The sequence below is a fragment of the Mycobacterium sp. H4Y genome, from assembly GCF_000364405.1.
GTDB lineage: Bacteria > Actinomycetota > Actinomycetes > Mycobacteriales > Mycobacteriaceae > Mycobacterium > Mycobacterium intracellulare.
Map to the genome: position 1 here is coordinate 89,201 of NZ_AKIG01000002.1, position 25,915 is coordinate 115,115.

The 25,915-nt window shown below is 68.7% G+C and carries 26 protein-coding genes; 8 read left to right on the top strand and 18 right to left on the bottom strand.

From position 1 onward, the window contains the following. Window positions 1-17 precede the first annotated feature (17 nt). Together W7U_RS14110 and wrbA are read left to right on the top strand one after the other, a co-directional pair. A complete protein-coding gene (locus W7U_RS14110) occupies window positions 18-1,445 on the top strand; it encodes an NAD(P)/FAD-dependent oxidoreductase (protein ID WP_008259028.1) in 1,428 nt (475 codons plus the stop codon). Beyond that, complete coding sequence (wrbA, locus tag W7U_RS14115; RefSeq protein ID WP_008259031.1) at window positions 1,442-2,044, top strand: NAD(P)H:quinone oxidoreductase; 603 nt, start codon at window positions 1,442-1,444, stop codon at window positions 2,042-2,044. Before W7U_RS14110 ends, wrbA begins: the two co-directional genes overlap by 4 nt. A 68-nt stretch (window positions 2,045-2,112) precedes the next feature. Here the strand turns inward: wrbA and ilvC are convergent, their stop codons facing one another. From ilvC to W7U_RS14130, 3 genes are read right to left on the bottom strand one after another with little or no spacing between them, the layout of a single operon-like run. Next, on the bottom strand, window positions 2,113-3,114 hold the full coding sequence (gene ilvC / locus W7U_RS14120; RefSeq protein ID WP_009952794.1) for a ketol-acid reductoisomerase: 1,002 nt from the start codon (window positions 3,112-3,114) through the stop codon (window positions 2,113-2,115). A gap of 33 nt (window positions 3,115-3,147) precedes the next feature. Further along, on the bottom strand, window positions 3,148-3,654 hold the full coding sequence (gene ilvN, locus W7U_RS14125) for an acetolactate synthase small subunit (RefSeq protein ID WP_008259035.1): 507 nt from the start codon (window positions 3,652-3,654) through the stop codon (window positions 3,148-3,150). Further along, window positions 3,654-5,456 (bottom strand): acetolactate synthase large subunit, encoded by a 1,803-nt coding sequence (locus tag W7U_RS14130; RefSeq protein ID WP_225324875.1) that lies wholly within the window; start codon window positions 5,454-5,456, stop codon window positions 3,654-3,656. Before W7U_RS14130 ends, ilvN begins: the two co-directional genes overlap by 1 nt. A gap of 405 nt (window positions 5,457-5,861) precedes the next feature. On the opposite strand from W7U_RS14130, the gene W7U_RS14135 reads away from it, so the two are divergent. Next, a complete protein-coding gene (locus W7U_RS14135) occupies window positions 5,862-6,218 on the top strand; it encodes a PH domain-containing protein (RefSeq protein WP_008259037.1) in 357 nt (118 codons plus the stop codon). Window positions 6,219-6,230: 12 nt separating this feature from the next. Here the strand turns inward: W7U_RS14135 and W7U_RS14140 are convergent, their stop codons facing one another. Next, complete coding sequence (locus W7U_RS14140) at window positions 6,231-7,091, bottom strand: DoxX family protein (RefSeq protein ID WP_008259038.1); 861 nt, start codon at window positions 7,089-7,091, stop codon at window positions 6,231-6,233. Between the two features lie 253 nt (window positions 7,092-7,344). Between W7U_RS14140 and W7U_RS14145 the strand changes: the two genes are divergently transcribed. Beyond that, window positions 7,345-8,475, top strand: coding sequence for a sorbosone dehydrogenase family protein (locus tag W7U_RS14145; RefSeq protein ID WP_080552487.1), 1,131 nt, complete (start codon window positions 7,345-7,347; stop codon window positions 8,473-8,475). A 90-nt stretch (window positions 8,476-8,565) separates the two neighbouring features. Here W7U_RS14145 and gatB read toward each other — a convergent pair whose 3' ends face one another. The 5 genes from gatB to gatC all read right to left on the bottom strand — a co-directional run bounded on the left by gatB (window position 8,566) and on the right by gatC (window position 14,117). Further along, a complete protein-coding gene (gene gatB / locus W7U_RS14150) occupies window positions 8,566-10,077 on the bottom strand; it encodes an Asp-tRNA(Asn)/Glu-tRNA(Gln) amidotransferase subunit GatB (protein ID WP_008259040.1) in 1,512 nt (503 codons plus the stop codon). Window positions 10,078-10,087: 10 nt separating this feature from the next. Then, window positions 10,088-11,008, bottom strand: coding sequence for a MinD/ParA family protein (locus W7U_RS14155; RefSeq protein WP_008259041.1), 921 nt, complete (start codon window positions 11,006-11,008; stop codon window positions 10,088-10,090). Window positions 11,009-11,252: 244 nt separating this feature from the next. Continuing rightward, a complete protein-coding gene (locus tag W7U_RS14160) occupies window positions 11,253-12,284 on the bottom strand; it encodes an ATP-dependent 6-phosphofructokinase (protein WP_008259042.1) in 1,032 nt (343 codons plus the stop codon). 43 nt (window positions 12,285-12,327) lie between these two features. Further along, on the bottom strand, window positions 12,328-13,821 hold the full coding sequence (gene gatA / locus W7U_RS14165) for an Asp-tRNA(Asn)/Glu-tRNA(Gln) amidotransferase subunit GatA (protein WP_008259043.1): 1,494 nt from the start codon (window positions 13,819-13,821) through the stop codon (window positions 12,328-12,330). Then, window positions 13,818-14,117, bottom strand: coding sequence for an Asp-tRNA(Asn)/Glu-tRNA(Gln) amidotransferase subunit GatC (gatC, locus tag W7U_RS14170; RefSeq protein ID WP_008259044.1), 300 nt, complete (start codon window positions 14,115-14,117; stop codon window positions 13,818-13,820). Before gatC ends, gatA begins: the two co-directional genes overlap by 4 nt. A gap of 99 nt (window positions 14,118-14,216) precedes the next feature. Here gatC and W7U_RS14175 point away from each other — a divergent pair, with 99 nt between their 5' ends. The 3 genes from W7U_RS14175 (at window position 14,217) to W7U_RS14185 (ending at window position 15,537) form a co-directional block, all read left to right on the top strand. Further along, window positions 14,217-14,873 carry an amino acid-binding protein gene (locus W7U_RS14175; RefSeq protein ID WP_085976512.1) on the top strand — a complete coding sequence of 219 codons (657 nt, stop codon included), beginning with the start codon at window positions 14,217-14,219 and terminating at the stop codon, window positions 14,871-14,873. A 137-nt stretch (window positions 14,874-15,010) separates the two neighbouring features. Then, entirely contained in the window at window positions 15,011-15,238 is a 228-nt protein-coding gene (locus W7U_RS14180) for a ribbon-helix-helix protein, CopG family (RefSeq protein ID WP_008259047.1), read from the top strand. Then, the gene (locus W7U_RS14185; RefSeq protein ID WP_008259048.1) at window positions 15,235-15,537 is read left to right on the top strand and encodes a hypothetical protein; all 303 of its coding nucleotides are present in this window, start codon (window positions 15,235-15,237) and stop codon (window positions 15,535-15,537) included. Before W7U_RS14180 ends, W7U_RS14185 begins: the two co-directional genes overlap by 4 nt. A gap of 115 nt (window positions 15,538-15,652) precedes the next feature. Here W7U_RS14185 and W7U_RS14190 read toward each other — a convergent pair whose 3' ends face one another. The 3 genes from W7U_RS14190 to W7U_RS14200 are packed head-to-tail and all read right to left on the bottom strand — an operon-like array spanning window position 15,653 to window position 19,384. After that, window positions 15,653-15,961: a hypothetical protein gene (locus tag W7U_RS14190; RefSeq protein ID WP_008259049.1), complete on the bottom strand. Its 309-nt coding sequence runs from the start codon at window positions 15,959-15,961 to the stop codon at window positions 15,653-15,655. 58 nt (window positions 15,962-16,019) lie between these two features. Next, window positions 16,020-18,941 (bottom strand): MMPL family transporter, encoded by a 2,922-nt coding sequence (locus W7U_RS14195; RefSeq protein ID WP_008259050.1) that lies wholly within the window; start codon window positions 18,939-18,941, stop codon window positions 16,020-16,022. Next, a complete protein-coding gene (locus W7U_RS14200) occupies window positions 18,938-19,384 on the bottom strand; it encodes an MmpS family transport accessory protein (protein WP_226057886.1) in 447 nt (148 codons plus the stop codon). Before W7U_RS14200 ends, W7U_RS14195 begins: the two co-directional genes overlap by 4 nt. Before the next feature lie 204 nt (window positions 19,385-19,588). Here W7U_RS14200 and W7U_RS14205 point away from each other — a divergent pair, with 204 nt between their 5' ends. Then, the gene (locus W7U_RS14205) at window positions 19,589-20,107 is read left to right on the top strand and encodes a pyridoxamine 5'-phosphate oxidase family protein (protein ID WP_008259053.1); all 519 of its coding nucleotides are present in this window, start codon (window positions 19,589-19,591) and stop codon (window positions 20,105-20,107) included. Here W7U_RS14205 and W7U_RS14210 read toward each other — a convergent pair. The 6 genes from W7U_RS14210 to W7U_RS14235 form a co-directional block, all read right to left on the bottom strand. After that, window positions 20,104-20,715 carry a TetR/AcrR family transcriptional regulator gene (locus W7U_RS14210; protein WP_085976513.1) on the bottom strand — a complete coding sequence of 204 codons (612 nt, stop codon included), beginning with the start codon at window positions 20,713-20,715 and terminating at the stop codon, window positions 20,104-20,106. The two genes, W7U_RS14205 and W7U_RS14210, sit on opposite strands and share 4 nt — an antisense overlap. Window positions 20,716-20,749: 34 nt before the next feature. Continuing rightward, on the bottom strand, window positions 20,750-21,856 hold the full coding sequence (locus W7U_RS14215) for a cystathionine gamma-lyase (RefSeq protein WP_008259057.1): 1,107 nt from the start codon (window positions 21,854-21,856) through the stop codon (window positions 20,750-20,752). A gap of 3 nt (window positions 21,857-21,859) precedes the next feature. Next, window positions 21,860-23,941, bottom strand: a complete 2,082-nt coding sequence (gene ligA / locus W7U_RS14220) for an NAD-dependent DNA ligase LigA (protein ID WP_008259058.1) — start codon at window positions 23,939-23,941, stop codon at window positions 21,860-21,862. A gap of 48 nt (window positions 23,942-23,989) precedes the next feature. Continuing rightward, window positions 23,990-24,325: a metalloregulator ArsR/SmtB family transcription factor gene (locus tag W7U_RS14225; RefSeq protein ID WP_008259061.1), complete on the bottom strand. Its 336-nt coding sequence runs from the start codon at window positions 24,323-24,325 to the stop codon at window positions 23,990-23,992. Continuing rightward, window positions 24,322-24,804, bottom strand: a complete 483-nt coding sequence (locus W7U_RS14230; protein ID WP_008259062.1) for an SRPBCC family protein — start codon at window positions 24,802-24,804, stop codon at window positions 24,322-24,324. The genes W7U_RS14225 and W7U_RS14230 overlap by 4 nt, the downstream gene beginning before the upstream one ends. 64 nt (window positions 24,805-24,868) lie before the next feature. Beyond that, window positions 24,869-25,885 (bottom strand): methionine synthase vitamin-B12 independent, encoded by a 1,017-nt coding sequence (locus tag W7U_RS14235; RefSeq protein WP_008259065.1) that lies wholly within the window; start codon window positions 25,883-25,885, stop codon window positions 24,869-24,871. Window positions 25,886-25,915: the final 30 nt, after the last annotated feature.

Below are 25,915 nucleotides of genomic sequence, written 5' to 3' on the forward strand. Positions count from 1 at the left end.
TCGGCTGTAATTGACGGGTGGACGTCACCATCGTCGGCAGCGGACCCAACGGGTTGACCGCCGCCGTAATCTGCGCCCGGGCCGGCCTGAAAGTGCAGGTCGTCGAAGCTCAACCGACCTTTGGCGGGGGTGCGCGCACCGCTGCCGACCCCGATTCCGCGGGCGTCTTGCACGACATCTGCTCGGCGGTGCACCCGTTGGCGCTGGCATCGCCGTTCTTCAAGGAGTTCGACCTGCCCGCGCGCGGCGTGCAATTGGCGGTCCCCGAGATTTCGTACGCCAACCCGTTGCCGGGCCGCCCGGCCGCCATCGCGTACCGCGACCTGGACCGCACCTGCGCCGAATTGGAGGGCGGCGCCTCATTCCGGCGCCTGCTGGGCCCGCTGGTCGAGCGCTCCGACGACGTGGTGGCCCTGCTGCTGGGCGACAAGCGGTCGGTGCCGAACTCCGTGCCGTCGGCGTGGCGGCTCGGGGTGCGGATGCTGGCCCAGGGCACCCCGGCGTGGGGTTCGCTGACCGGCGAGGACGCCCGCGCCCTGTTCACCGGTGTTGCCGCCCATATCATTTCGCGGATGCCGTCGTTGACGGCGGCCGGTGCCGGGATGATGCTGGCCACCCTCGCGCATTCGGTGGGCTGGCCGATTCCGGTGGGCGGCAGCCAGGCGATCACCGACGCGCTGATCGCCGACCTGCGCGCCCACGGCGGCGAGCTTACGGCGGGCACGGAGGTCACTTCGCCGCCTGGCGGGGTCGTCGCCTTCGACACGGCGCCGACCGCGCTGCTGCGGATCTACGGCGACTCCCTCCCGAGGCGCTACGCCAAAGCATTGCGGCGCTACACGTTTGGCCCGGGGGTGGCCAAGGTCGACTTCGTCCTGGCCGACGAGATCCCCTGGGCGGACCCGCGACTACGAAAGGCCCCCACCCTGCATCTCGGCGGCACCCGGGCGCAGATGGCCCGCGCCGAGGCCGAGATCGCCGCCGGCCGGCACGCGCAGTGGCCGATGGTGCTGGCCGCCTCTCCGCACGTCGCCGACCCGGGCCGCATCGACTCGAACGGACGCCGCCCGTTCTGGAGCTATGCCCACGTGCCGTCGGGGTCCACCGTCGATCCGACGGAGGCCGTGACCGCGGTGGTCGAGCGCTTCGCGCCCGGCTTCCGCGACGTCGTGGTGGCCGCACGCGCGGTGCCCGCCGCGCGGCTGTGCGACCACAACGCCAACTATGTGGGCGGCGACATCGGGATGGGCGGCAATTCGGCCTGGCGAGCGATCGCGGGCCCGACTCCGCGGCTAAACCCTTGGCGCACACCCATTCCCAAGGTGTACCTGTGTTCGGCGGCCACGCCACCGGGCGGCGGTGTCCACGGCATGGCCGGCTACTACGCCGCGCGCACGCTGTTGCGCCGCGAATTCGGGATCGGCATGCCTAAGCTGGCCCCGTGACCAAACTCGCGATCATCTATTACTCGGCCACCGGACACGGCACCACGATGGCGCAGCGCGTCGCCGCGGCGGCCGAGTCGGCGGGGGCCGAAGTCCGCCTGCGCCACGTCGCCGAAACCCAGGATCCCGCCTCGTTCGCCCACAACCCGGCCTGGACGGCGAATTACGAGGCCACCAAGGACCTTCCGGTGGCAACCGGCGACGACATCGTCTGGGCCGACGCGGTGATCTTCGGTTCACCGACGCGGTTCGGCTCTCCCGCAGCGCAATTGCGCGCGTTCCTCGACTCGCTGGGCGGGCTGTGGGCCCAGGGCAAGCTCGCCGACAAGGTGTATGCGGGCTTCACGTCGTCCAACACCGTGCACGGCGGTCAGGAAACCACCCTGCTCTCCCTGTACATCACGCTGATGCATTTCGGCGGCATCATCGTGCCGCCGGGCTACACGGATCCGTGCAAGTTCGTCGACGGCAACCCGTACGGGGTCAGCCTGGTCACCACCCACGACAACATCACCGAATTCGACGAGCCCACCGACAAGGCCCTCGAGCACCTGGCCCGCCGGGTGGTCGAGACGGCGGACCGGTTGGCCGCCTCCTAACCGAGCGCCCGGCCAGCCGGGCGGGCAAGGCCGAGCGCCCGGCTGGCCGGGCGCTCGGGCGAAGACAGCTAAGCCGTCTCGGTGATCGGCCGGTCGACCCAGCTCATCAGGTCGCGCAGCTTCTTGCCGGTGACCTCGATGGGGTGCTCGGCGTTCTCCTTGCGCAGCTGCTCGAGCTGCTTGTTGCCGCCCTCGACGTTGGCGACCAGCTTCTTGACGAAGTCGCCGTTCTGAATGTCGCGCAGGATCTCCCGCATCCGGTCCTTGGTGCCTGCGTCGATGACGCGGGGCCCCGACAGGTACCCGCCGAACTCCGCGGTGTCGGACACCGAGTAGTTCATCCGGGCGATGCCGCCCTCATACATCAGGTCGACGATCAGCTTGAGCTCGTGCAGCACCTCGAAGTACGCCATCTCCGGCGGGTAGCCGGCCTCGACCATCACGTCGAAACCGGTCTTCACCAATTCCTCTGTGCCACCGCACAAGACGGCCTGCTCACCGAAGAGGTCGGTCTCGGTCTCGTCCTTGAAGGTGGTCTTGATGACGCCGGCGCGGGTACCGCCGATGGCCTTGGCGTAGGACAAGGCGAGCGCCTCACCCTTGCCGGACGGGTCCTGGTCGACCGCGATCAGGCAGGGCACACCCTTGCCGTCGACGAACTGCCGGCGCACCAAATGACCGGGCCCCTTGGGCGCGACCATGGCGATGGTGACGTCGGCGGGCGGCTTGATCAGGTCGAAGTGGATGTTGAGGCCGTGACCGAAAAACAACGCGTCACCGGGCTTCAGGTTCGGCTCGATGTCGTTTTTGAAGATGTCGGCCTGCGCGGTGTCGGGCGCCAGCAGCATGATCACGTCGGCCCACTTGGCGACCTCGGCGGGGGTGTCGACGTCCAGGCCCTGCTCAGAAACCTTGGGCCGCGACTTCGAACCCTCCTTCAGGCCCACCTTCACCTGCACGCCGGAGTCGCGCAGGCTCAGCGAGTGCGCGTGCCCTTGGCTGCCGTATCCGATGACCCCGACCTTGCGGCCCTGGATGATGGTCAGGTCCGCATCGTCGTCGTAGAACATTTCTAGTGCCACTGTTGAATATCTCCTTGTGTGTTACTTGGCCGTGCCGATTCCGCGTGGACCGCGAGACAACGACACCACTCCCGATTGCACGATTTCACGGATGCCGAACGGTTCCAGGATCCGCAGCAGCGCCTCGATCTTGCCGCGGTCGCCCGTCGCCTCGATCGTCAGCGCCTCCGTGGAAACGTCAATCACCTTGGCGCGGAACAGGTTCACCGCTTCGATCACCTGACTGCGGGTGCCGGCGTCGGCGCGCACCTTGATCATCGCCAATTCCCGCGACACCGAGTTGTCGTCGTCGAGCTCGACAATCTTGATGACGTTGATCAGCTTGTTGAGCTGCTTGGTGATCTGTTCGAGCGGGGTCTCCTCGGCGGAGACCACGATCGTCATCCGGGACATGTCCTTCTGCTCGGTCGCGCCGACCGCCAGGGACTCGATGTTGAAGCCGCGCCGCGAGAACAGCGCGGCCACGCGGGCGAGGACACCGGGTTTGTCTTCGACCAGCACCGACAGAGTGTGGGTTTGCGGACTCATCAGGCGTGCCCTTCACTCTCGTCGTCGAACAGCGGGCGGATCCCGCGGGCCGCCTGGATCTCGTCATTGCTGGTGCCGGCGGCGACCATCGGCCACACCTGCGCGTCCGCGCCGACGATGAAGTCGATCACGACCGGTCGGTCGTTGATCGCCCGCGCCTGCTCGATCACGTCGGCGACGTCTTCCTCACGCTCGCAACGCAACCCGACGCAGCCCAGCGCCTCCGCCAGCTTCACGAAGTCCGGGATGCGGTGCGAATGCGTGGCCAGATCCGTTTGCGAGTAACGCTCTTCGTAGAACAGCGTCTGCCACTGGCGGACCATGCCCAGGTTGCCGTTGTTGATCAGCGCCACCTTGATCGGCACGCCTTCGATCGCGCAGGTGGCCAGCTCCTGGTTGGTCATCTGGAAACAGCCGTCGCCGTCGATCGCCCAGACCTCGGCGTCCGGGCGGGCCATCTTGGCGCCCATGGCGGCCGGAATGGCGAACCCCATGGTGCCCAGGCCGCCGGAGTTGAGCCAGGTGCGCGGCTTCTCATAGGAGATGAATTGGGCCGCCCACATCTGGTGCTGGCCGACGCCGGCGACGTAAATGGCGTCCGGGCCGGCGATCTGGCCGAGCTTCTCGATGACGTATTCCGGGCCCAGGCTGCCGTCGCTCTGCGGTCCGTAACTCAGCGGATACGTGGACCGAACCCCGTCGAGGTAGGCCCACCACTCGGTCATGTCGATCTTGCCGGGCACCCCGTCGTGGCGGAGCTGCTCGACCAGCTCGGCGATGACGGCCTTGACGTCACCGACGATCGGCACGTCGGCGTGGCGGTTCTTGCCGATCTCGGCCGGGTCGATGTCGGCGTGGATGACCTTGGCTTCGGGCGCGAAGGTGTCCAGCTTCCCGGTCACCCGGTCGTCGAAGCGGGTGCCCAGCGCGATCAGGAGGTCGCTGCGCTGCAGGGCCGCCACCGCGGCGACGGTGCCGTGCATGCCGGGCATGCCCATGTGCTGACGATGGCTGTCCGGGAACGCGCCGCGCGCCATCAGCGTGGTCACCACCGGGATGCCGGTCAGCTCGGCCAGCTCGGCCAGCTGCTCGGTCGCGTCCCCGCGGATGACACCCCCGCCCACGTACAGCACCGGTTTGCGGGCCGCGGCGATCAGCTTGGCGGCCTCGCGGATCTGCCGGTTGTGCGGCTTGACGGTCGGCTTGTATCCGGGCAGATCGATGCGCGGCGGCCAGCTGAACGTGCACTGGCCCTGCAGCACGTCCTTGGGGATGTCGACGAGCACCGCGCCGGGGCGGCCCGAGGAGGCGATGTGGAAGGCCTCGGCGAGCACCTGCGGGATCTCGTTACCGGAGCGGACCAGGAAGTTGTGCTTGGTGATCGGCATCGTGATGCCCGAGATGTCGGCTTCCTGGAAGGCGTCGGTGCCGATCAGCGTGCGCCCCACCTGGCCGGTGACCGCGACGACGGGGATCGAGTCCATCTGGGCGTCGGCCAGCGCGGTGACCAGGTTGGTGGCCCCGGGGCCGGAAGTCGCCATGCAGACACCGACCTTGCCGGTGGCGTGCGCGTAGCCGCTGGCGGCGTGACCCGCGCCCTGTTCGTGGCGGACCAGCACGTGGCGCAGCTTCTTTGAGTCGAACAGCGGGTCATAGACCGGCAGCACCGCGCCGCCGGGGATGCCGAAGATGACGTCGACGTCGAGTTCCTCCAGCGACCGGATCACCGACTGCGCGCCGGTAAGTTGCTCGGGCCCAATGCGTTTCGGCTTGCCGTTGGCAGACTTCGCGGCCGGCTTCACCGCGTCGGTGGCGATGTCGGCGGCGCCCGGTGTGTCGGGGGCGGGCCGCCTGGTGGGAGCGCTCACTGTCGTTCAGTCCTTATTCACTCTGGGAATCTCGCGGGGGCAACAAAAAACCCCCGACAGCTCATCTGCTGCACGAGGGTTGCGCGTTGGTGCTGGATTGCTTCAAATGCTCAAAGGCAAGTCAGGCACCAACGCGCCTAATTACTACGAGCATCCCGGGCTTTCCGGCGGTATCCATAGCGCTCGACGGTAGTCTTCGCACAGCTCAGCAGTCAAATCCGTCACCGTCACCAGCCGGGTTGGGCGCGCGCCGCCGCCTGGCCGCTCGCGGGATCCGCCGGGCGCCCCGGGTGAAATGATGGTCGGGTGGCTACCGGTTCGTCTTCCCGAACACCTCTCGTGATCAAGCTGTCCCCCATCGCGCACCTCGCGGTCGGATTCCTGGCCCTGGGCTTGCTGATCCCGGTGATGCTGTGGCCGCCGTCCGCGCCGCTGTTGATCATTCCGGTGGTGCTGTCGGCGATGATCGTCCGGTTACGCACCGTCGCCGACGACCGCGGTGTCACCGTCCGCACGCTGCTGGGCAGCCAGACGGTGCGCTGGGACGACATCGACGGGCTGCGTTTCCATCGCGGTTCCTGGGCACGGGCGCGCCTCAAGAGCGGCGCCGAGCTGCGATTGCCGGCGGTCAGCTTCTCGACGCTGCCGGAGCTCACCGCGGCCAGCGCGGGGCGGGTTCCCAACCCCTATCAGTGACGGCGGCCCAGCTCAGCCGATCGGGTTCACGCCGTTGAGCGCCACCCACACGCCGATGCCGGCGGCGATGCCGGCCAGCAGGGCGACGAACGACCCGATGAACGGCCGGTGGGCCCAGCCGCGGCGCGCGTCGAGGCCGTAGCGGCCGGGTCCGCACAGGATGACCGCGGCGGCCACGGCGATGAGGGTGATCTGGTATTCGTGCCCCTCGGGCAGGAAGTACGAGAAGGTGTGCGTGTGCGGCCGCGCCGAGACGGTGGCCAGCAGGCCGTTGATCAAAAACGCAAGAGCGCCGGCCGCGGCCAGCGGCGTGAACAGGCCCAGCACCAGCAGCACACCGGCCACGAGCTCGCCGCCGGCGCTCACGTAGGCGAGGATGTCGGCGTGCTGGTAGCCGACGTCGGACAGCGAGTTCCTGAACCCGGTCACTCCCGAACCGCCCCACCAGCCGAACAACTTCTGCAGCCCGTGGGCGCCGAGCACCACGCCAAGCCCGACCCGCAACACCAGCAAACCCAGATGCTGGGTTCCGCGCCGCCCGACGTCGTGCAACCGGTCGTCGTGCTCGTCGTCGTCGATGTCGGTGGACTCCGGCGCCGCGTGCCGGGCCGCCGAATGCGGCTGGACGTACGGCAGCGGCTCCTGGTGTTCGAGCAGGTTGTAACCCGAGGCCCCGGAGCCGGCCATCGCCGCGGCGGCGCCGTAGGGGATGACGGTGGTGGTTCCCGTGGACGGGTTGAAGTCACCGGGGTAGCCGACTGGGGTCAGATCGTCTTCGGGGTCGACCAGGCGCGCCGAGGCGGGGCGTCCCGGGGTCGACTCCGGGGATTCGCCCGGCCGCTGCCAATCTGCGTCATTCGGTTGACTGGTCACGGGTGTCAGGGTAAGGGCAGTTGGCCCCGAATTGGGGATTTGAGCGGCGCTTTCGCCAGGCAATCGACGGTTTGCCCGCCAAAAACGCCCGGATCGGTCCGAAATCGGCCTGCGAGCCCGTCTGGAGGGGCCGGAAGGCACGATTCGGGGCCCGTCGGCACCCGGTGGAAAGCGGGATCCGATCGCGGGTCCGGCGGCGGGCGAGCGGGACGCGTGTGGCGGCGGCGGCGGCGGTGTCCGTAGCCTGACGGTCATGCGACTAGGGCGATCGGGGCGGTCGGTGCGGCGCGGGTTCGCCGCGCTGTGTGCCCTCGTGCTGGTGACGAGCGGGTGCGCGCGCTTCAACGACGCGCAATCACAACCGTTCACGACCGCCCCGGAATTGAAGCCGCAGCCGAGCTCGACGCCGCCCCCGCCGCCGCCGCTGCCGCCCACCCCGTTCCCGAAGGCCTGCCCGGCGCCGGGGGTCATGCAGGGCTGCCTGGAGAGCACCAGCGGGCTGATTATGGGGCCCGACAGCAAAACCGCGCTGGTCGCCGAGCGCACGACCGGAGCGGTCAAGGAGATCTCGGTCAGCGCCGAGCCGAAGGTGAAGATGGTCATCCCGGTCGACCCGTCCGGGGATGGCGGGTTGATGGACATCGTGTTGTCGCCCACCTACACCCAAGACCGCCTGATGTACGCCTACGTCAGCACCCCGACCGACAACCGGGTCATTCGCATCGCCGACGGCGACATCCCCAAGGACATCCTGACCGGGATCCCCAAGGGCGCCACCGGCAACACCGGGGCGTTGATCTTCACCAGCCCCACCACGCTGGTCGTGCTGACCGGCGACGCCGGTAACCCGGCGATGGCCGCGGACCCCAATTCGCTGGCCGGCAAGGTGCTGCGCATCGAGCAGCCGACCACCGTCGGTCAGGCCCCGCCCACCACGGCGCTGTCCGGCGTGGGTTCGGGCGGCGGCTTGTGCACCGACCCGGTCGACGGCTCGCTGTATGTCGCCGACCGCACCCCGACCGCGGATCGGTTGCAGCGCATCACCAAAACGTCGGACGTCTCCACGGTGTGGACCTGGCCGGACAAACCCGGCGTGGCCGGTTGCGCGGCGATGGACGGCACCGTGCTGGTGAACCTGATCAACACCAAGCTGACGGTGGCGGTCCGGCTGGCTCCGACGACGGGCGCGGTCACCGGTGAACCCGACGTCGTGCGCAAGGACACGCACGCGCACGCGTGGGCGCTGCGCATGTCACCGGATGGAAACGTCTGGGGCGCAACCGTAAACAAGACGGCGGGCGACGCCGAGAAACTGGACGACGTGGTGTTCCCGCTCTTCCCGCAGGGCGGCGGCTTCCCGCGCAACAACGACGACAAGACGTAGCGCGCGCCGGGTTTGCGCGAAAGTGCAACTGGCGATGCATCTGCCGAGACGCGCCGTCGACAACTGCACTCTCGCGACTTTGGGGTGGGGCTAGCCCTGGCCGCAGGCCGCCAGGACCAGTTCGCGCACCCGGGCGGCGTCGGCCTGCCCGCGGGTGGCCTTCATCACCGCTCCGACGATCGCGCCCGCCGCGGCCACCTTGCCGCCCCGGATCTTTTCCGCCACATCGGGATTGGCGGCCAGCGCCTCGTCGACGGCCGCCTGGGTGACCGAGTCGTCGCGCACCAGCGCCAGGCCGCGCGCGGACATGACCTCTTCGGGTTCGCCCTCCCCGGCCAGCACGCCCTCGACGACCTGGCGCGCCAGTTTGGTGGACAGCTTGCCCTCGTCGACCAGCGCCACCACCGCGGCGACCTGGGCCGGCGTGATGGCCAGTTCGTCGAGCGCGACGTTGGCTTCGTTGGCCTTCTGCATCAAGAAGTTCCCCCACCAGGCCCGCGCCTGTTCGCTGGACGCGCCGTGTTCGATGGTGGCGGTGACCAGTTCGATCGCGCCGGCGTTGACCAGGTCGCGCATCACCTCGTCGGAGATCCCCCACTCTTCCTGAATTCGCTTGCGGCTCAACCACGGTAGCTCGGGGATGGTCTGGCGCAGCCGCTCGACGAGCTCGCGGCTGGGCGCCACGGGCTCCAGGTCGGGCTCGGGGAAGTAGCGGTAGTCCTCGGCGGTCTCCTTGACGCGGCCCGGGCTGGTGTAGCCCGCCTCGTGAAAGTGCCGGGTTTCCTGGGTGATCTGGCCGCCGGAGGCCAGGACGCTGGCCTGGCGCTGCATTTCGTAACGCACGGCCACCTCGACGCTTTTCAGCGAGTTGACGTTCTTGGTTTCGGTGCGGGTGCCGAATTCGGCCTGGCCGGTCGGCTTCAGCGACACGTTGGCGTCGCAGCGCATGGAGCCCTGATCCATCCGGACGTCGGATACGTCCAAGGCGCGCAACAGGTCCCGCAACGCGGTCACGTAGGCCCGGGCGATCTGCGGTGCCCGGTCCCCGGCCCCGACGATGGGCTTGGTGACGATCTCGATCAGTGGTACCCCGGCGCGGTTGTAGTCGATCAGCGACGTCGTCGCGCCGTGAATGCGGCCGGTCTCGCTGCCGATGTGGGTGAGCTTGCCGGTGTCTTCCTCCATGTGCGCGCGCTCGATCTCCACCCGCCAGGTGCTGCCGTCTTCCAGCGGGGCCTCGAGGTAGCCGTTGATGGCGATGGGCTCGTCGTACTGCGAAATCTGGTAGTTCTTCGGCATGTCCGGGTAGAAGTAGTTCTTCCTGGCGAAGCGGCACCAGGGCACGATCTCGCAGTTGAGCGCCAGCCCGATTCGGATGGCCGACTCCACCGCGGTCTGGTTGAGCACCGGCAGCGAGCCGGGCAGCCCGAGGCACACCGGGCACACCTGGGTGTTGGGCTCGGCGCCGAATGCGGTCGTGCAGCCGCAGAACATCTTGGTGACGGTGGACAGCTCGACGTGCACCTCGAGGCCGAGCACCGGATCGAAACGCGCGATGACGTCGTCGTACTCCATCAGGTCGGCGCTGGCGGCAACACTCATGCGCTCGATCCTAACTGCGGTCGCGCTCTCCTCCCCTGCCCGGGAACATCCCGGCCAGCACGGCGGCCATCTCGAGGTAGCTGCGCCGGCTCTCCTTGCTCATTCGGTCCAGCGCGATCTTCCTGCCCTCGTGCACGTGCCGGTCGAACGGCAGCACCACGGTGGCGGCGACGCGTGCGGACAGCCGGTCAAGTTCCGTCACGGCCACACCCTCCACCTTGGCCGGCTCGACGTGATTGACCGCGAGCACGGTCGACGCCATCAATCGTTGATACCCGTTGTGGCACAGCCACTCCAGGGTGGTGTGGGTCTTGCGTATCGCGTCGATCGAGGTGCTCGTGACCACCACGAGGGCCCGCGACTCCGGCAGAACAGCCTCCATCACACTGGAATTGAGCGCTTTGACGCAATCGACCAGCACCACCGAATACTGGTTTCTCAGCATCGAGAACGCCCGCAGAACGTCACGGCGCTCCAGGCGCCAGTCGGTGCTTGCGTAGTCCGGCAGCCCGAGCACCTCCAGCCCGAAGCCGTTCATATAGGTCAGCGCCCGGATGTCCTCGTAGCTCGTTGCCGGGCCGCCGCGGAGCAGGTCGGCCATGCTGTGCGGGTTGTGACGGCCGTGGCGCTCGGCCAGGTCCCCCGCGTCGATGTCGAGTGCGAGCACCCGGTCGTTGCGCACCGCGGCGAAAGTCGACCCGAGGGTCTCGACCACCGCGGTCTTGCCCACCCCGCCTTTGAGGTTGAGGACGGCGATCGGAAAAGCACTACCCACAGTCGCGCGGATGCGCTCCCGCAACTCCGTCTCGTAGGCGGCGTTTTTGCCCGGGCCGAGATCGATCCCGGTGACGCGGTGGATCAACCCTCGCCAGTTGAGCCTGGCGTCGGTCTCGGGGTGGTCGAAGCGATCCAGCGCCGTCTCGCCCAGCACCGGCCCGGGGCGCGGCGGGACCGGCGGACGGCGGCCGGGCCCGCGAGGCTGGGGCACCGTGGTCGCCGACGGGCGGGCGTCGGCGCGCCAGCTGGGCGGGCGCGGGTGGTGGGGTGCCGGGCCCGGTGGGCCCGCCGATCCGACGGAATGCTGAACGACTCCGCGACTCTCACCACGGTTGCTCATACCCCGGTATAGCCGTTATGCACGGGTCCGGAAACCACCGGTTATCTGCCCGGCGGGCCTAGCCGAAGAAGGCCGCGGCGTCGTCGTAGCGGCTGTCGGGCACCAGCTTGAGCTGGCGGACGGCATCGGCCAGCGGCACCCGGCCGATGTCCTGGCCGCGCAGCGACACCATCTGGCCGTATTCGCCGGCATGCGCCGCGTCGGCCGCATTCACGCCGAACCGGGTGGCCAGCACCCGGTCATATGCCGTCGGGGTGCCGCCGCGCTGGACGTGACCCAAGACGGTCACCCGGACGTCCTTGTTGATGCGCTTTTCCACCTCGGCGCCCAGCTGCGCGGCCACACCGGTGAATTTCTCGTGGCCGAACTCGTCAATCCCGCCTTCCCGCAACGCAATCGAGCCGGGTATGGGTTTGGCGCCCTCGGCGACCACGCAGATGAAGTGCGAATCTCCGCGCTGGAAGCGACGTTTGACGAGCCGGCAGACCTCTTCGACGTCGAATGGCTGCTCGGGGATCAGCGTCATGTGCGCGCCGGAAGCCAGGCCCGCGTTCAGCGCAATCCAACCCGCGTGCCGGCCCATCACCTCGACCAGCATCACGCGCTGGTGGGACTCGGCGGTGCTGTGCAACCGGTCGATCGCCTCGGTGGCGACGGTCAACGCGGTGTCGTGGCCGAAAGTCACGTCCGTGCAATCGATGTCGTTGTCGATGGTCTTCGGCACGCCGACCACGGGAACGTTTTCCTCGGAGAGCCAGTGCGCGGCCGTCAGCGTGCCTTCCCCCCCGATCGGGATGAGGACGTCGATCCCGTTGTCGTCGAGGGTCTGCTTGACCTGGTTCAGCCCGGCCCGAAGTTTGTCGGGATTCACGCGCGCGGTCCCCAGCATCGTTCCGCCCTTGGCCAGCAGGCGGTCGTTGCGGTCGTCGTTGTGCAGCTGGACGCGCCGGTTCTCCAGCAACCCGCGCCATCCGTCCTGAAATCCGACCACCGACGAGCCGTACCGGGAGTCGCACGTACGCACCACCGCCCGGATGACGGCGTTGAGCCCGGGGCAGTCGCCGCCTCCGGTGAGCACTCCGATCCGCATAGCCCTATCTTGCCGGGCGGCGGGCTACCGGCGCGAGCAGACGTCAGATCGCGGCCGGCAGCGGCCCGCGCGCCGCTTCGTAGGCGGCCCCGACGCGGTACAGGCGGTCGTCGGCCAGCGCGGGCGCCATGATCTGCAATCCGACGGGCAGGTCGTCGTCCGGCGACAGGCCCGACGGCACCGACATGCCGCAGTGACCGGCCAGGTTCAGTGGCAGCGTGCACAGGTCGAACAGGTACATCGCCAACGGATCGTCGACCTTCTCACCGAGCCCGAACGCGGTGGTCGGCGTCGCCGGTGACACCACGACATCGACCGACCGGTACGCCTCGTCCAGATCGCGGGCGATCAGGGTGCGCACCTTCTGAGCCTGGTTGTAGTAGGCATCGTAGTAGCCGGCCGAGAGCGCGTAGGTGCCGATCATGATGCGCCGCTTGACCTCCGGGCCGAAGCCCGCGGCGCGGGTCAGCGCCATCACCTCCTCGGCGCTGTGGCTGCCGTCGTCGCCGATCCGCAGCCCGTAGCGCATCGCGTCGAAGCGCGCCAGGTTGCTCGACACCTCCGAGGGCAGGATCAGGTAGTAGGCGGACAGCGCGTACTCGAAGTGCGGGCAGTCGACCTCGCTCACCTCGGCGCCCAGCGCGGTCAGCTGCTCGACGGCGGCCTCGAACGAGGTCAGCACCCCGGGCTGATACCCCTCGCCGCGCAGCTGCTTGACCACGCCGACGCGCACGCCCTTGAGGTCACCGGCCGCCCCGGCCCTCGCCGCGCCGACGACGTCGGGCACCGCCGCGTCGACGGATGTCGAGTCGCGGGTGTCGTGCCCCGCGATCACCTGATGCAGCAGCGCCGTGTCCAGCACGGTGCGCGCGCACGGGCCGCCCTGATCCAGCGACGACGCGCACGCCACCAGGCCGTAGCGCGACACCGTGCCGTAGGTCGGCTTGACGCCGACGGTCGCGGTCAGCGCGGCGGGCTGCCGGATGGAGCCGCCGGTATCGGTCCCGATGGCCAGCGGCGCCTGGAACGCGGCAAGCGCCGCCGCGCTGCCGCCACCGGAGCCGCCGGGCACCCGGTCGACGTTCCAGGGGTTGCGGGTGGGCCCGTACGCGGAGTTCTCGGTCGAGCTGCCCATCGCGAACTCGTCCATGTTGGTCTTGCCGAGGATCGGGATGCCGGCGGCGCGCAGCCGCGAGGTGACGGTGGCGTCGTAGGGGGCGCGCCAGCCCTCGAGGATCTTGGATCCGCAGGTGGTGGGCATGTCGACCGTGGTGAAGACGTCCTTGAGCGCCAGCGGCACCCCGGCCAGCGGCGACGGCAGCCGTTCCCCCGCGGCCACCGCCTCGTCGACCTGCTTGTCAACGGCGGCTGCCGCCGCAAGCGCCTCGTCGGCCGCCACGTGCAGGAAGGCGTGGTAGCGATCGTCGGTGGCCTCGATCTGGTCCAGGCACGCCTGGGTGACCTCGACCGACGAGAGCTCCTTGGCGGCGATCCGGGCTGCCAGCGTGGCGGCGTCGGACCGGATGATCTCGTTCACTGGCTGTCCCCCAGGATCTGCGGGACCGCGAAGCGGCCGTCGACGGCCGACGGCGCCTCGGCCAGCGCTTCGGCCTGGGTCAGGCAGGGCGCCGGCTCGTCCGGGCGGGTGACGTTGACGTCCTTCAGCGGGTTGTCCGTCGCTTCGACACCGGTGACGTCGACAGCCTGTACCTGGCTGACGTGCGTCAGGATGGCGTCGAGTTGGCCGGCGAAGCTGTCGAGCTCGCTGTCGGTCAACGCCAGCCGGGACAGCCGGGCCAGGTGCGCTACCTCGTCGCGGGAGATCTGGGACACGATCCGAAAGCCTAGCGGCGGGCCCGCTGCCGGCGGAGGGGGCCCGAGCCGGCTCGAGCCGAAATGCCGCCAACACATCGCTGTGCAACAGTGTTGGCCGTGCCCTCCTATCTGTTGCGCATCGAGCTGGTCGACCGTCCGGGAAGCCTGGGGTCGCTGGCGGTCGCGCTCGGTTCGGTCGGCGCCGACATCTTGTCGCTCGACGTCGTGGAGCGAAGCTCGGGGTACGCGATCGACGACCTGGTCATCGAGCTGCCGCCGGGGGCGATGCCGGACTCGCTGATCACCGCCGCCGAATCCCTGTCGGGGGTCCGGGTGGACAGCGTGCGTCCGCACACCGGTCTGCTGGAGGCGCACCGCGAGCTCGAGCTGCTCGACCACATCGCCGCGGCCGGCGACACGGCGTCCAGGCTGCAGGTGCTGGCCAACGAGGCGCCCAGGGTGTTGCGCGTCAGCTGGTGCACGGTGTTGCGCAGTGCCGGCGGCGAGCTGCAGCGCTTGGCCGGCAGTCGCGGCGCCCCCGAAACCAAGGCGGACTCGGCCCCGTGGCTGCCGCTCGAGCGGGCCGTGGCGCTGGACAGCAGCGCCGACTGGGTGCCCAAGGCATGGCGCGACATGGACATGACGATGGTCGCGGCCCCGCTGGGAGACCCGCACACCGCCGTGGTGCTCGGCCGGCCGGGCCCCGAATTCCGGCCGTCGGAGGTCGCCCGGTTGGGCTACCTCGCCGGGATCGTCGCCACCATGCTGCGCTGAGTTCTGAACAGCCGTCCTCCGCGCAGCTTCATGCGCTGATCCGCCCCCGAGTGCTGATAACCGCGCCGTCTGGGCCGCCCGGCGCGGCTCCTCGATCAAAAGGGCGCCATCGGTAGGATGATCGGTAGGATTTTCATATGGCCAAAGAGAAGATTTCTGTCACCGTCGACGCCGCCGTGCTCGCCGACGCCGACTCCGACGCCAAAGCGGCCGGACTGAATCGCTCCGAGATGATCGAGCGGGCACTGCGCAATGAGCATCTACGTCGCGCGCTTCATACCTATACGACGCGGACCGCACCAGCGCTCAACATCGACTCCTACGCCGGGCAAGTGTATGAAGCCAACCGGGCCGCGGACCTATGATCGCGCCGGGCGACATCGCGCCGCGGCGAGACACCCGCCGCGACCTCTACGTCGCGGTGCTCTCCAACGCGATCCACCTCGCGGCCAACACTGGTCGCGTCATCGTCTGCCCGTTCATCCCTGGGAAAATCCCCGACGACACGATGGCCATGGTCGTTCCGCTCACGCAGCCCGAAGGCACTCTTCTCCCCGAACTGGTGCAGTGGCTGCCGACTTCGGCGCTCGGTGAACCGATCGGGGCCGTGTCGGCGGCCGCGCTTAGCGAGGCGATGTCGATCGTGACCGCGCTGATCACGTAACAGCTTGTCGCAAAAGCGCTTTCCCGGTGAGTCGATCGAGATCGGACCATCCAATTTTGACGCTGCGACGACAGGCGTGCCCACCGCCCATCCGGGCTGTCCACCGTCCCGCCGATCACTTCGGGCGTCGCGGCGAAACCCTTTCCCACCAGTTGATGGTTTCGCCATTAGTGGTCATCTGATCGATGATGTGAGCGATCATTTCGCTGTGCGTTCCCCCGCCACCGGACCAACAGAACTTCCATAGCTCACGAGCCGCCCGGTGATAGTGGTGGATCGTCTCGTCGACGGCATAGGCATCGATCTCGCCGGCACGGTGGCGGTCGATCGCGGCCGCGACGATCCCGATGAGTTCACCCAGCCGCGCCTCGTGATAGCCCGCCACAGCTTCCCGTGCGGCCCGGCGTTCGGCCTTCGTTCCCACAACTGGACGGTACCGACCATCGCCTGCGTCCGGCAAGGGGTCGGCTCGTCGGCGCGGGTCAAACGCGGGATTGACTTGCGGCTGATGGTGATTGGGGTGTCACCACCGGGTCGTCGTCCTCCCACAGCAGCAGCTGACGAACCGCGGGGCGCGGGCCATAGGGCCGCAGCATGGTGCTGGCCGGCCGTGGCCGCACCCGCTGCGGCCACCAGAACCAGCGTCCGAGAAGCCTTGCGACAGAAGGCGTCATGAACGACCGCACGATCAGCGTGTCGAACAGCAGGCCGAGCCCGATGGTCGTGCCGATCTGGCCGAGGACCTGAAAACCGCTGAAGACGAACGCACACATGGTGACGGCGAACACGATGCCGGCCGAGGTGACCACCGAGCCCGAGCCGGCCATCGCCCGGATGATGCCGGTATTGATGCCCGCATGGATCTCTTCCTTGAATCGCGAGATCAACAGCAGGTTGTAGTCGGATCCGACGGCGAGCAGCAGGATCACGGCCAGCGCCAGCACCACCCAATAGAGCTGGACGCCGAAGATGTACTGCCACACCAGAACCGACAGCCCGAACGAGGCGCCCAGCGACACGGCCACGGTACCCACGATGACGAGCGCGGCGATCAGGCTGCGCGTGATGATCATCATGATCAGCAGGATGAGGCTCAGCGCCGCGAAGGCCACGATCATCAGGTCGTACTTGGCACCGTCCTGGATGTCCTTGTACGTCGCGGCGGTGCCGCCGAGATAGATCTGCGCGCCGGCCATCGGCGTGCCCTTCAGGGCCTCGTGCGCGGCCTTGGCCATCGGATCGATGTGCGAAATGCCTTCCGGCGTAGCGGGGTCGCCCTCATGCGTGACGATCATGCGGGCGGCTTTGCCGTCCGGTGACAGGAACAGCTTCAGCCCGCGTTTGAAGTCGGGATTGTTGAACACCTCGGGCGGCAGGTAGAAGGTGTCGTCGTTCTTGGCCGCGTCGAAGGCTCGCCCCAGCGCCGTCGCGTTGTCGATCGCCGCGGCGGTCTGCGCGTAAATGCCCGACAGCGTCGCGTAATTGGCCAAGGTCAGATCGCGATTGGTCTGCTGGCTCTCGATCTGCGGCGGGATCAGCGCCGTCAGTTTCGGTTGCAACGCGTCAAGCTTGTCGAGGGAAGCGGTGAGGTTTTCGAACTTCTCGGTGAGCTGATCGATGCCGTCGATCGCATCGAAGAGGGAGCGGAACGCGAAGCAGGCGGGAATGTCGTAACAATGCTTTTCCCAATAGAAATAGCTGCGCACCGGCCGGAAGAAATCGTCGAAATTCGCGATCTTGTCGCGCAGGTCCCGGATCGTGCCGAGCGTGTCGCGGAAACTTTCGGTTTCCTCGTGGGTGGTGCCGGCGAGCTGCTGCTGCAATACGTACTGCTGCTTCAAGATGTTGATGGTCTTGGTCAGCTCATTGGCCTGCTTGAGGGCGTCGTCGGCCCGATCGCGTTGGTAGGTCAGGTTTTGCTGTTGCGCCGCACTTTGATTGCTGACCACGAAGGCAAGCGAGCTGTGGACCAGCGGGGTTCCCAACGGCCTGGTGATGGACTGCACCTGGGCGATGCCGGGAACGTGGAACACCGCCTTGGCCACCTTGTCCAGGATGAGCATGCTCTCCGGATTACGCATGTCGTGATCCGTTTCGACCATCAGCAATTCGGGCTCGAGCCGGGCCCGCGAGAAGTGCTTCTCGGCGGCCGTGTAACCGATGTTGGCCGGTGCGCTCGCGGGCATGTACGGCCGGGTGTCGTAACTCGTCTTGTATCCGGGTAGGGCGAGCAGACCGACCAGGGCCAGCGCACACGCCGACGCCAAAACCGCGCCGGGCCAACGGACGATGGCGGTGCCGATGCGCCGCCAACCTCGCGTCCGGATCGCCCGCTTGGGGTCGAAGATCCCCACCTTGGCGCCCAAAGTGAGGATCGCCGGCCCCAGGGTGAGCGCGGCGAACAGCGCGACGAGAATGCCCAATGCGGCCGGCACACCCAGACTTTGGAAGTAGGGCAGCCGGGTGAAGCTCAGGCAGGCCACCGCACCCGCAACGGTCAGACCCGACCCCAGAACGATGTGCGTGGTGCCGTGATACATCGTGTAGAACGCGGTTTCGCGATCCTCACCGGATCCGCGCGCTTCTTGATAGCGGCCGACGAAAAATATCGCGTAGTCGGTTCCCGCGGCGATCACCAAGAGCGTCAGCAGATTCGTCGCATAGGTCGACAGCCCGATGACTCCCGCGTTGCCGAGGAACGCGACAAGGCCTCGGGCGGCTGACATTTCGATCAGGACCGTGGCGAGCACCAGCAACGTGGTGAGCACCGAGCGGTAGACGAAGAACAACATCACCGCGATCACCCCCACCGTGATCCCGGTGACCTTGGCGGTCCCCTTGCTCCCGACGTCGAACTGATCGGAGATCAGCGGCGCCGCGCCGGTCACATAGGTCTTGACGCCGGGGGGCGGCTTCATGTGTTCGACGATGTCGCGGATGGCGCCGACGCCCTCGTTGGCCAGCGCCGAGCCCTGATTGCCGGCGAGGTTGACCTGAACGTAGGCGGCCTTGCCGTCGCTGCTCTGCGATCCCGCCGCGGTGAGTGTGTCGCCCCAGTAATCCTGGACGTGCTGGACGTGTTTCTTGTCCCGCTCGATCTTGCGGATCATCTCGTCGTAAAAGCGGTGGGCGTCCGCGCCGAGCGGCTTGTCACCTTCCAGCACGATCATGGCCGAGCTGTCGGTGTCGAACTCGTGGAATTTCTCACCGATGCGCTTGATCGCCTTGAGCGACGGGGCGTCGGGCGAGTTCAGCGCCACATTATGGGTTTTGCCAACGTCTTCCAGTTGCGGCACCGCGATGTTGGTGAGGGCGGCGAGCCCGACCCAGAACAGCAGGATCGGCAGCGCGAGCCGGCGAATGGTGCGCGGCGCGAAGGACCGCGGCTGTTGTTCGTTGCTCATCCAGATTTGTCCAGACAGAAGGTGTAGGCGTCGACTTTGTGAACCGTGCGTTGGTCTTTCACTTCACCGTTGACGGTGATGCGGCAGCCGAGGGTGTCCCCGTTGCCCTGCGCGACGACGTTGCCGATGACCGCGGGCTCCGTGGTGGTGATGGTGAACGACCATGGCAGGGCCGCGTCCTTGACTTGCTGCGGCTGGGCGTTGACGTCCAGGTAGTTGATGGTCGCCACCGCGCCGGGGGCGCCGAAAACCTCGAGGACCACCTGCTTGGGATTGAACGGGACGATCTCGGCCGCCAGGCCGCTGTTGGCCGTCGTGTTGTCGTGAGAGCCGAAGATGCCGTGCAGCCGGTAGATCCCGAACCCCGCGAGCGCGACGACGAGCACGCTGACGATCACCATCCACCCCCGCCTCACCAGGGGTGCTAACGAAAAGCCTTTCACCCGTTAGCCTTTCGAAAATCGGGTGACAGGGACGCGCCCGATGCGAGCGCGGCTGCCAACGTCGTCAGCGTGATCGACAGCTATGACAGTACGGTACGGGACCGTACTCTACAAGGGGAAATTTTTCCCCTGGTCGTGTCGGGCGATGAATTCCGGGGCCGTCACCGGTCAGTCTCCATACGAGCAATCCTGCGAGGAGTAACCATGCTGCCAGACCCGATTTCGGCAACCGACCTGAACATCTACGGCGACGCCGAGCTGCCGTGGGCCAGGGCCCTTGACGCGATGAAGGCCCTGCCGTCCGAGGAGACGCCACAGTTTCTGGGGACGGTCCGGGCGGACGGCAGCCCGCACTCGGCGGGTATCGGCTCGATCCAACACGGCGGGCACATCTATTTCACCAGCGGCCCCGCGACGCTGAAATCCCGCAACCTGGCCGCCAATCCGGCCTGCACCCTGTCGTTCCGCCTTCCCGGAGTCGACCTGGTCCTCGACGGCGTAGCCCACCGGACCACCGATGTGCGCGAACTCGACGAGGTCACGGCGCGCTATCGCGACTCCGGCTGGCCCTGCGAACGCGACGGCGACGCCGTCACCGCCCCATACAGCGCCCAGAGCGCGGGGCCGCCGCCGTGGTATTTGTACCGATTCGTGGCCCGGGGCGCTGTCGGTGTCGCGACCGCCGAGCCCCACGGGGCGACGCGTTGGCGGTTCGCGCCCTAGGCGCGGGGCCCCGCGGTCAGGCCCGGGATGAGGAACCCGTCGACGAACGCCTGCACGGTGCGTCGGGTGGGCGGACGTCCGGGAATGATCGACCGGAAGATGAGGTAGCCGGGCAACAGGTCCCAGAGTTCGTCGGTGATGACGTCCTCGGTGATCTCGCCGCGGTCGACGGCCTGGTGCAGCACGTGCTGAATCATCGCCTTGCGCTGGTCGAGGAACTGATGCTGCAGGGCTTCGTTGAGAGCGGGGTGCCGCGACACCTCGACCATCACCGCGCGGATGGTGCTGGCGTGCTGCCCGCATTCCACGGCGATGGTCTCCCCCAGGCTCAGCAGGTCGCCGCGCAACGTGCCCGTATTCGGCGGGACGGCCACCTGGCGGACGCCTTCGATGAAGGCGGCCAACACCAGTTCGGCCTTGGACGGCCAACGCCGGTACACCGTGGCCTTGCTGGCGCGGGCGGCATTGGCCACCGCGTCCACCGCCAGCTGGTCATAGCCGTGTTCCTGCAGCAGCCGCAGGGTCACCGCCAGGATCTCGGCCTCGCGCGGCGACCACGGCGATGCCTGCGCGCACCCCTCGGCCGTCTGGGTCATAGAACCCACGATAGAGCCGCCCGCGCGGTGCGGCATGTATATGTCGTTATCGGGAGGTCATGAGCGCGCGTTCGATGTCGGCGACAAGGTCGTCGGTGTCCTCGATGCCCAGCGAGATGCGCGCGAACCCGTCGGCGACCGGGTCGCCCCAGCGGGCCCGCCGATCCACCGACGTGTGCAGGCCCCCGAAGCTGGTGGCGGCGATCAGCAACTCGCTGGCCTCGACGAGGGCGTGCACCGCCGCGGCGTCGGCCAGTTCGACCGAGAGCAGGCCGCCGAATCGGCGCATCTGCGCCATGGCGACGGGATGCGCCGGATCCTGCGCCAACCCCGGGTAGCGCACGGCCCGCACCGCCGGATGGCCGGCCAGCATCGTCGCCACCGCCCGGGCGTTCTGGCATTGGCGCTCGAATCGCAGTCCGGCAGTTTCCAGGCTGCGCAACAGAAGCCACGCCTCGAACCCGCCCAGGACCGCGCCGGCGAGCAGGCGTTGGCGCTCGGCGGCGGCGAGTAACTCTTGCTGACTGGTTGCGACATAGCCGGCCAGCAGGTCGCTGTGACCGGACAGGGCCTTGGTGGCACTGGCCACCACCGCGTCGGCGCCCAGCGACAGCGGCTGCTGACCCAGCGGCGTGGCGGCGGTGTTGTCGACGACCAGACGTGCGCCGCGGCCGTGGCAGATGGTGGCCAGCCGGTGCAGGTCGACCACGTCGAGCGCCGGATTGGTGGGGGTCTCGGCGAGCACCACGTCGGCTTGCGCGGCGGCGTCATAGATCTGCGAGCTCGACGCCGCGACGACCGTGACCCCGGCGAGCGCCAGGTCCTCGGTGGCGTGACGGCGCACCTGGTAGTAGCCGTCGGCCGGCACCACCAGAGTCGACCCGGGCGGCGCCCAGGCCCGCAACACCGCGCTGACGGCCGCCATCCCCGAGCCGAACACCACCGCACCCGCCGCCCCCTCCAGCTCGGCGAGCGCCGATTCCAGTTGCCGCCACGTCGGGTTGGAGCCGCGGCCGTAGCTGTCCAGGGTTTCGTCGGCCGAAAGGTGATACGTGGCGGCGAGCACCGGCTGCGGCGCGACGGGCTGGCCCGAAACCGCTTGGGAATTCACGGCTTTGAGGCTGCGGGTGGAATCGCCGTACCGGCCGCTCATCGGTTATTCCGCCGGTGTTTTTTGCGGACCGTCGGCCAGCAGCCGCCGGAAGCCGTCCTCGTCGAGGACGGGCACCCCCAGCTCGACGGCCTTGTCGTATTTCGACCCCGGCGAATCCCCGGCCACGACGTAGTCGGTCTTCTTCGACACCGACCCGGCGGCCTTGCCCCCGCGCGCCAGGATCGCCTCCTTGGCGTCGTCGCGCGAAAAGCCGGCGAGGGACCCGGTGACCACCACCGTCAGGCCCTCCAGGGTGCGCGGCACGCTGGTGTCGCGCTCGTCGGCCATCCGCACGCCGGCTGCGCGCCACTTGTCGACGATCGCGCGGTGCCAGTCGACGGTGAACCATTCGGTGAGCGCGGCGGCGATCGTCGGGCCCACGCCCTCGACCGCCGCGAGCCGCTCGGTCGAGGCCGACATGATGGCGTCCAGGTCGCCGAACTCGGTCGCCAGGGCGCGCGCCGCCGTCGGCCCGACGTGGCGGATGGACAACGCCACCAAAACCCGCCACAGCGCAGCCTTTTTGGCCTTGTCCAGGTTGTCGAGCAGCCGTCTGCCGTTGGCGGACAAGGTGCCCGCCTTGGTCCGGAAGAGCTCGGTGCGCAACAGGTCGTCCTCGGTCAGCGTGAACAGGTCGCCCTCGTCGGCGATCACTTCGGCCTTGAGCAGCGCGATGGCGGCCTCGTAGCCGAGCCCCTCGATGTCGAACGCCCCGCGACCGGCGACGTGGAACACCCGCTCCCGCAGTTGCGCCGGGCAGGACCGGGCATTGGGGCAGCGGATGTCGGCGTCGCCCTCCTTGGCCGGTGCCAGCGGGGTGTCGCACTCGGGACACGTTGTGGGCATGACGAATTCGCCTTCGGAGCCGTCGCGCAGGTCGACGACGGGGCCCAGCACCTCCGGGATGACGTCGCCGGCTTTGCGGATCATCACGGTGTCGCCGATCAGCACGCCCTTGCGCTTGACCTCGGCGGCGTTGTGCAGGGTGGCCAGCCCGACGGTGGACCCGGCCACCTTCACCGGCGTCATGAAGGCAAAGGGCGTGACGCGCCCGGTGCGCCCGACGTTAACGCGGATGTCGAGCAGCTTGGTCTGCGCCTCCTGGGGCGGGTACTTGTAGGCGACGGCCCAGCGCGGCGCGCGCGACGTGGTGCCGAGCCTGCGCTGCAACGCGACGTCGTCGACTTTGACCACCACGCCGTCGATCTCGTGCTCGAGGTCGTAGCGGTGCTCTCCCCAGTAGCCGATCCGCTCCTCGACCGCGGCGAGGCCGCGCACGCGTGCCGTCTGTTCGGCCACCGGCAGCCCCCAGGCCTTCAGCGCGGCGTAGGCCTCGTGCTGGGTCTTCGGGGCGAACCCTTCGGTGCGGCCGATGCCGTGGCAGATCATCCGCAGCTTGCGCCGGGCGGTGACGGCCGGGTTCTTCTGGCGCAGCGACCCGGCGGCGCTGTTGCGCGGGTTGGCGAACGGCGCCTTGCCGTCCTCGACCAGGCTGGCGTTGAGCGCCTCGAAATCGGCGAGCAGGAAGAACACCTCGCCGCGCACCTCCAGCAGGGACGGCGTCGGGAAGTCCTTGCTGGCGGACAGCCGCTCGGGCACGTCGTCGATGGTGCGCGCGTTGAGCGTCACGTCCTCACCGACGCGCCCGTCGCCGCGGGTCGCGGCGCGTTCCAGCCGGCCGTCGCGGTACACCAATGAGAGCGCGACCCCGTCGATCTTGAGTTCGCACAGGTAATGCGGTTCCTTGCCGACCTCGTTCTCGACGCGGTTGCTCCAGGCCACCAGCTCGTCGCGGTCGAAGACGTCGTCGAGGCTCAGCATGCGTTCCAGGTGCTGCGCCTCGGCGAAGTCGGTGGCGAAGCCCGCGCCGCCGACCAGCTGGGTCGGCGAATCGGCGACCCGCAGCTCCGGGTGGCGCTCCTCCAGTGCGAGGAGCTCGGTGAACATCGTGTCGAATTCGGCGTCCGAGATGATCGGCGCGTCCTTGATGTAGTAGCGGAACTGGTGTTCCCGGACCGCTTCGGCCAGGTCCTGCCACTGCCGCCGGACCTCGGGCGCTACCGAATCAGCTTCTGCTGAGCTCACCTTGGCAGGCTATCCGAGGACACCGACGCAAAACCCGGCGCGCTCGACTCAATCCTCCACTCCGTCTTCCACGAAGGACCGCAACCGATCCAGGGCCGCATCCCACCGGCGGGACAACTGGTCGAGGTAGTCGCTGGCCGACGCCAACGGCCCGGTCTGCACCGTCCACACGCGCTCGCGTCCCCGCCGGCTGCTGGTGACCAGCCCCACCGACTCCAACAGCTGCAGGTGCTTGCTCGCCGCCTGCCGGGTGACCGGGACGACGCTGGTGACCTGCGACGTCGAGCTCGGGCCCTGATCGCAGAGCCGCACGATGATGCGCAGCCGGTTCGGGTCACCGAGCGCACCGAAGATCGGGGCGCCGACGGCGACTCGTCCGCTCATACCCGGACGCCCTCGATGTACTTGCGCACCAGCGTGGTCTGGATCGCCCAGCCTTCGCCGTTCGCCTCGAACGACGCGCCGCGGCGGGCCTCCGGAATGGCCTCGAAACCGGATTCGGTGATGGTCAGCAGCACGCCGTCGGACCGCTCGGCGAGGGTGAACTCGACCAGCGTGGTCGGCTCGCCCTCATAGTCGACCTCCGGGTCGATGGCGAAGGGATGCCAGCGGTAGGCGAACCGCCGCCGCGGCTCGACGGCGACGATCTGCCAGGTGCTCGTCACGCCCGCGTGCGACTGTTGGCGCTTGGCGACCTCGCCGTCGACGGTGGTCGGGCTGATCGCCGCGGTCACCGATGTCCCGGCGACGAACGGCCCGTCGAAGCGCACCCCGAACCAGCGGCCGAACTCCTCGGCGTCGCTGATGGCCCGCCACACCCGCTCCAGCGGCGCGCGCAGCACCACCTGCTTCTCGATCTTCATATGCAACCTCCTGGTTGCCTATTAGTTCAGCACGGCGCGGTATGAAGCGCAACCCCTCGGTTGCCTATTTGATGGCGTCGGGATCCTCCGCGAACATCTGGGCGGCCTTGCGGGCGAGCTCGATCGCGGTGCGGGCCCATGCGGGGGTGGCGCCGGCCAGACCACAGGCCGGGGTGACGCCGATGCGTTCGCGCAACGCCGAGCGGGCGAAGCCGAGGCGATCGGTCACCGCGACCACACCACCGGCGACCTCCTCCGCCGACAGCCGCCGCGCCGGGGCGCTAGCGGGGACGACGCCCAGCACGACGGCGCGGTCGGACTCGACGAACGCGGCGATGCCGTCGAGATCCGCCGCGCTCAAGGCGCCCGGATCGACCGAGACCGCGCTGAATGCGCTGCGCTGCAACAGGTCCCAGGGTACGCCGGGTGCACAGCAGTGCAGCGTCACCTCGCCGCCCACGGTCTCGGCGCAGGCGTCGAGCAGGCCGCCGGCCACCGCCTCGTCGAGCGGCGCGACCGGGTTGAGCGCCGTCACCCCGCTCAACGCGCCCCCCAACGCTTTTGGCAGCGACGGCTCGTCGAACTGGACCACCACCGGCGTCTCGAGGCGCCGCGACAGCTGAGCGCGATGCGCGGCGACGCCTTCGGCCAGCGAGGACGTGAGGTCGCGCAGCGCGCCGGGGTCGGTGATCGCCCGGTGCCCGTTGGCCAGCTCGATCTCGGCGGCCAGCGTGATGGGGCCCGGCGCCTGCACCTTGACCACGCGGCCGTCATTGCGCAGGCCGGCGGCCTCCCAGGCCTCTTCCAGCGCGTCCATGTCTTCGTCGAGGAGGCTGATGGCGCGGCGGGTGACCGCGCCCGGACGGGCGACGAGGCGGTACCCGCGCGGCACCGTGTCGATGGCGACGTCGACCAGCAGCGCCCCGGCCCGGCCCAGCAGGTCGGCGCCCACCCCGCGGGCGGGCAGTTCGACGATGTGCGGCAGCGCCCCCGCCAATTCGCCGACGATCACGGCGGCGGCCTCCCGCGCCGCGATGCCCGGCCAGGAACCGACGCCACTGGGCCCCGCGAAAACACTCACCGGCCAACCGTATTCGACGTCGCCCGGGCC

What these genes read in the sequence shown, in the direction of transcription:
- ilvC (WP_009952794.1), bottom strand. Translation starts at nt 3,114, where the DNA reads ATGTTCTACGACGACGATGCGGACCTGACCATCATCCAGGGCCGCAAG.
- ilvN (WP_008259035.1), bottom strand. Translation starts at nt 3,654, where the DNA reads ATGAGTCCGCAAACCCACACTCTGTCGGTGCTGGTCGAAGACAAACCC.
- W7U_RS14145 (WP_080552487.1), top strand. Translation starts at nt 7,345, where the DNA reads ATGCGACTAGGGCGATCGGGGCGGTCGGTGCGGCGCGGGTTCGCCGCG.
- gatB (WP_008259040.1), bottom strand. Translation starts at nt 10,077, where the DNA reads ATGAGTGTTGCCGCCAGCGCCGACCTGATGGAGTACGACGACGTCATC.
- W7U_RS14160 (WP_008259042.1), bottom strand. Translation starts at nt 12,284, where the DNA reads ATGCGGATCGGAGTGCTCACCGGAGGCGGCGACTGCCCCGGGCTCAAC.
- W7U_RS14180 (WP_008259047.1), top strand. Translation starts at nt 15,011, where the DNA reads ATGGCCAAAGAGAAGATTTCTGTCACCGTCGACGCCGCCGTGCTCGCC.
- W7U_RS14185 (WP_008259048.1), top strand. Translation starts at nt 15,235, where the DNA reads ATGATCGCGCCGGGCGACATCGCGCCGCGGCGAGACACCCGCCGCGAC.
- W7U_RS14195 (WP_008259050.1), bottom strand. Translation starts at nt 18,941, where the DNA reads ATGAGCAACGAACAACAGCCGCGGTCCTTCGCGCCGCGCACCATTCGC.
- W7U_RS14205 (WP_008259053.1), top strand. Translation starts at nt 19,589, where the DNA reads ATGCTGCCAGACCCGATTTCGGCAACCGACCTGAACATCTACGGCGAC.
- W7U_RS14215 (WP_008259057.1), bottom strand. Translation starts at nt 21,856, where the DNA reads ATGAGCGGCCGGTACGGCGATTCCACCCGCAGCCTCAAAGCCGTGAAT.
- W7U_RS14225 (WP_008259061.1), bottom strand. Translation starts at nt 24,325, where the DNA reads ATGAGCGGACGAGTCGCCGTCGGCGCCCCGATCTTCGGTGCGCTCGGT.
- W7U_RS14230 (WP_008259062.1), bottom strand. Translation starts at nt 24,804, where the DNA reads ATGAAGATCGAGAAGCAGGTGGTGCTGCGCGCGCCGCTGGAGCGGGTG.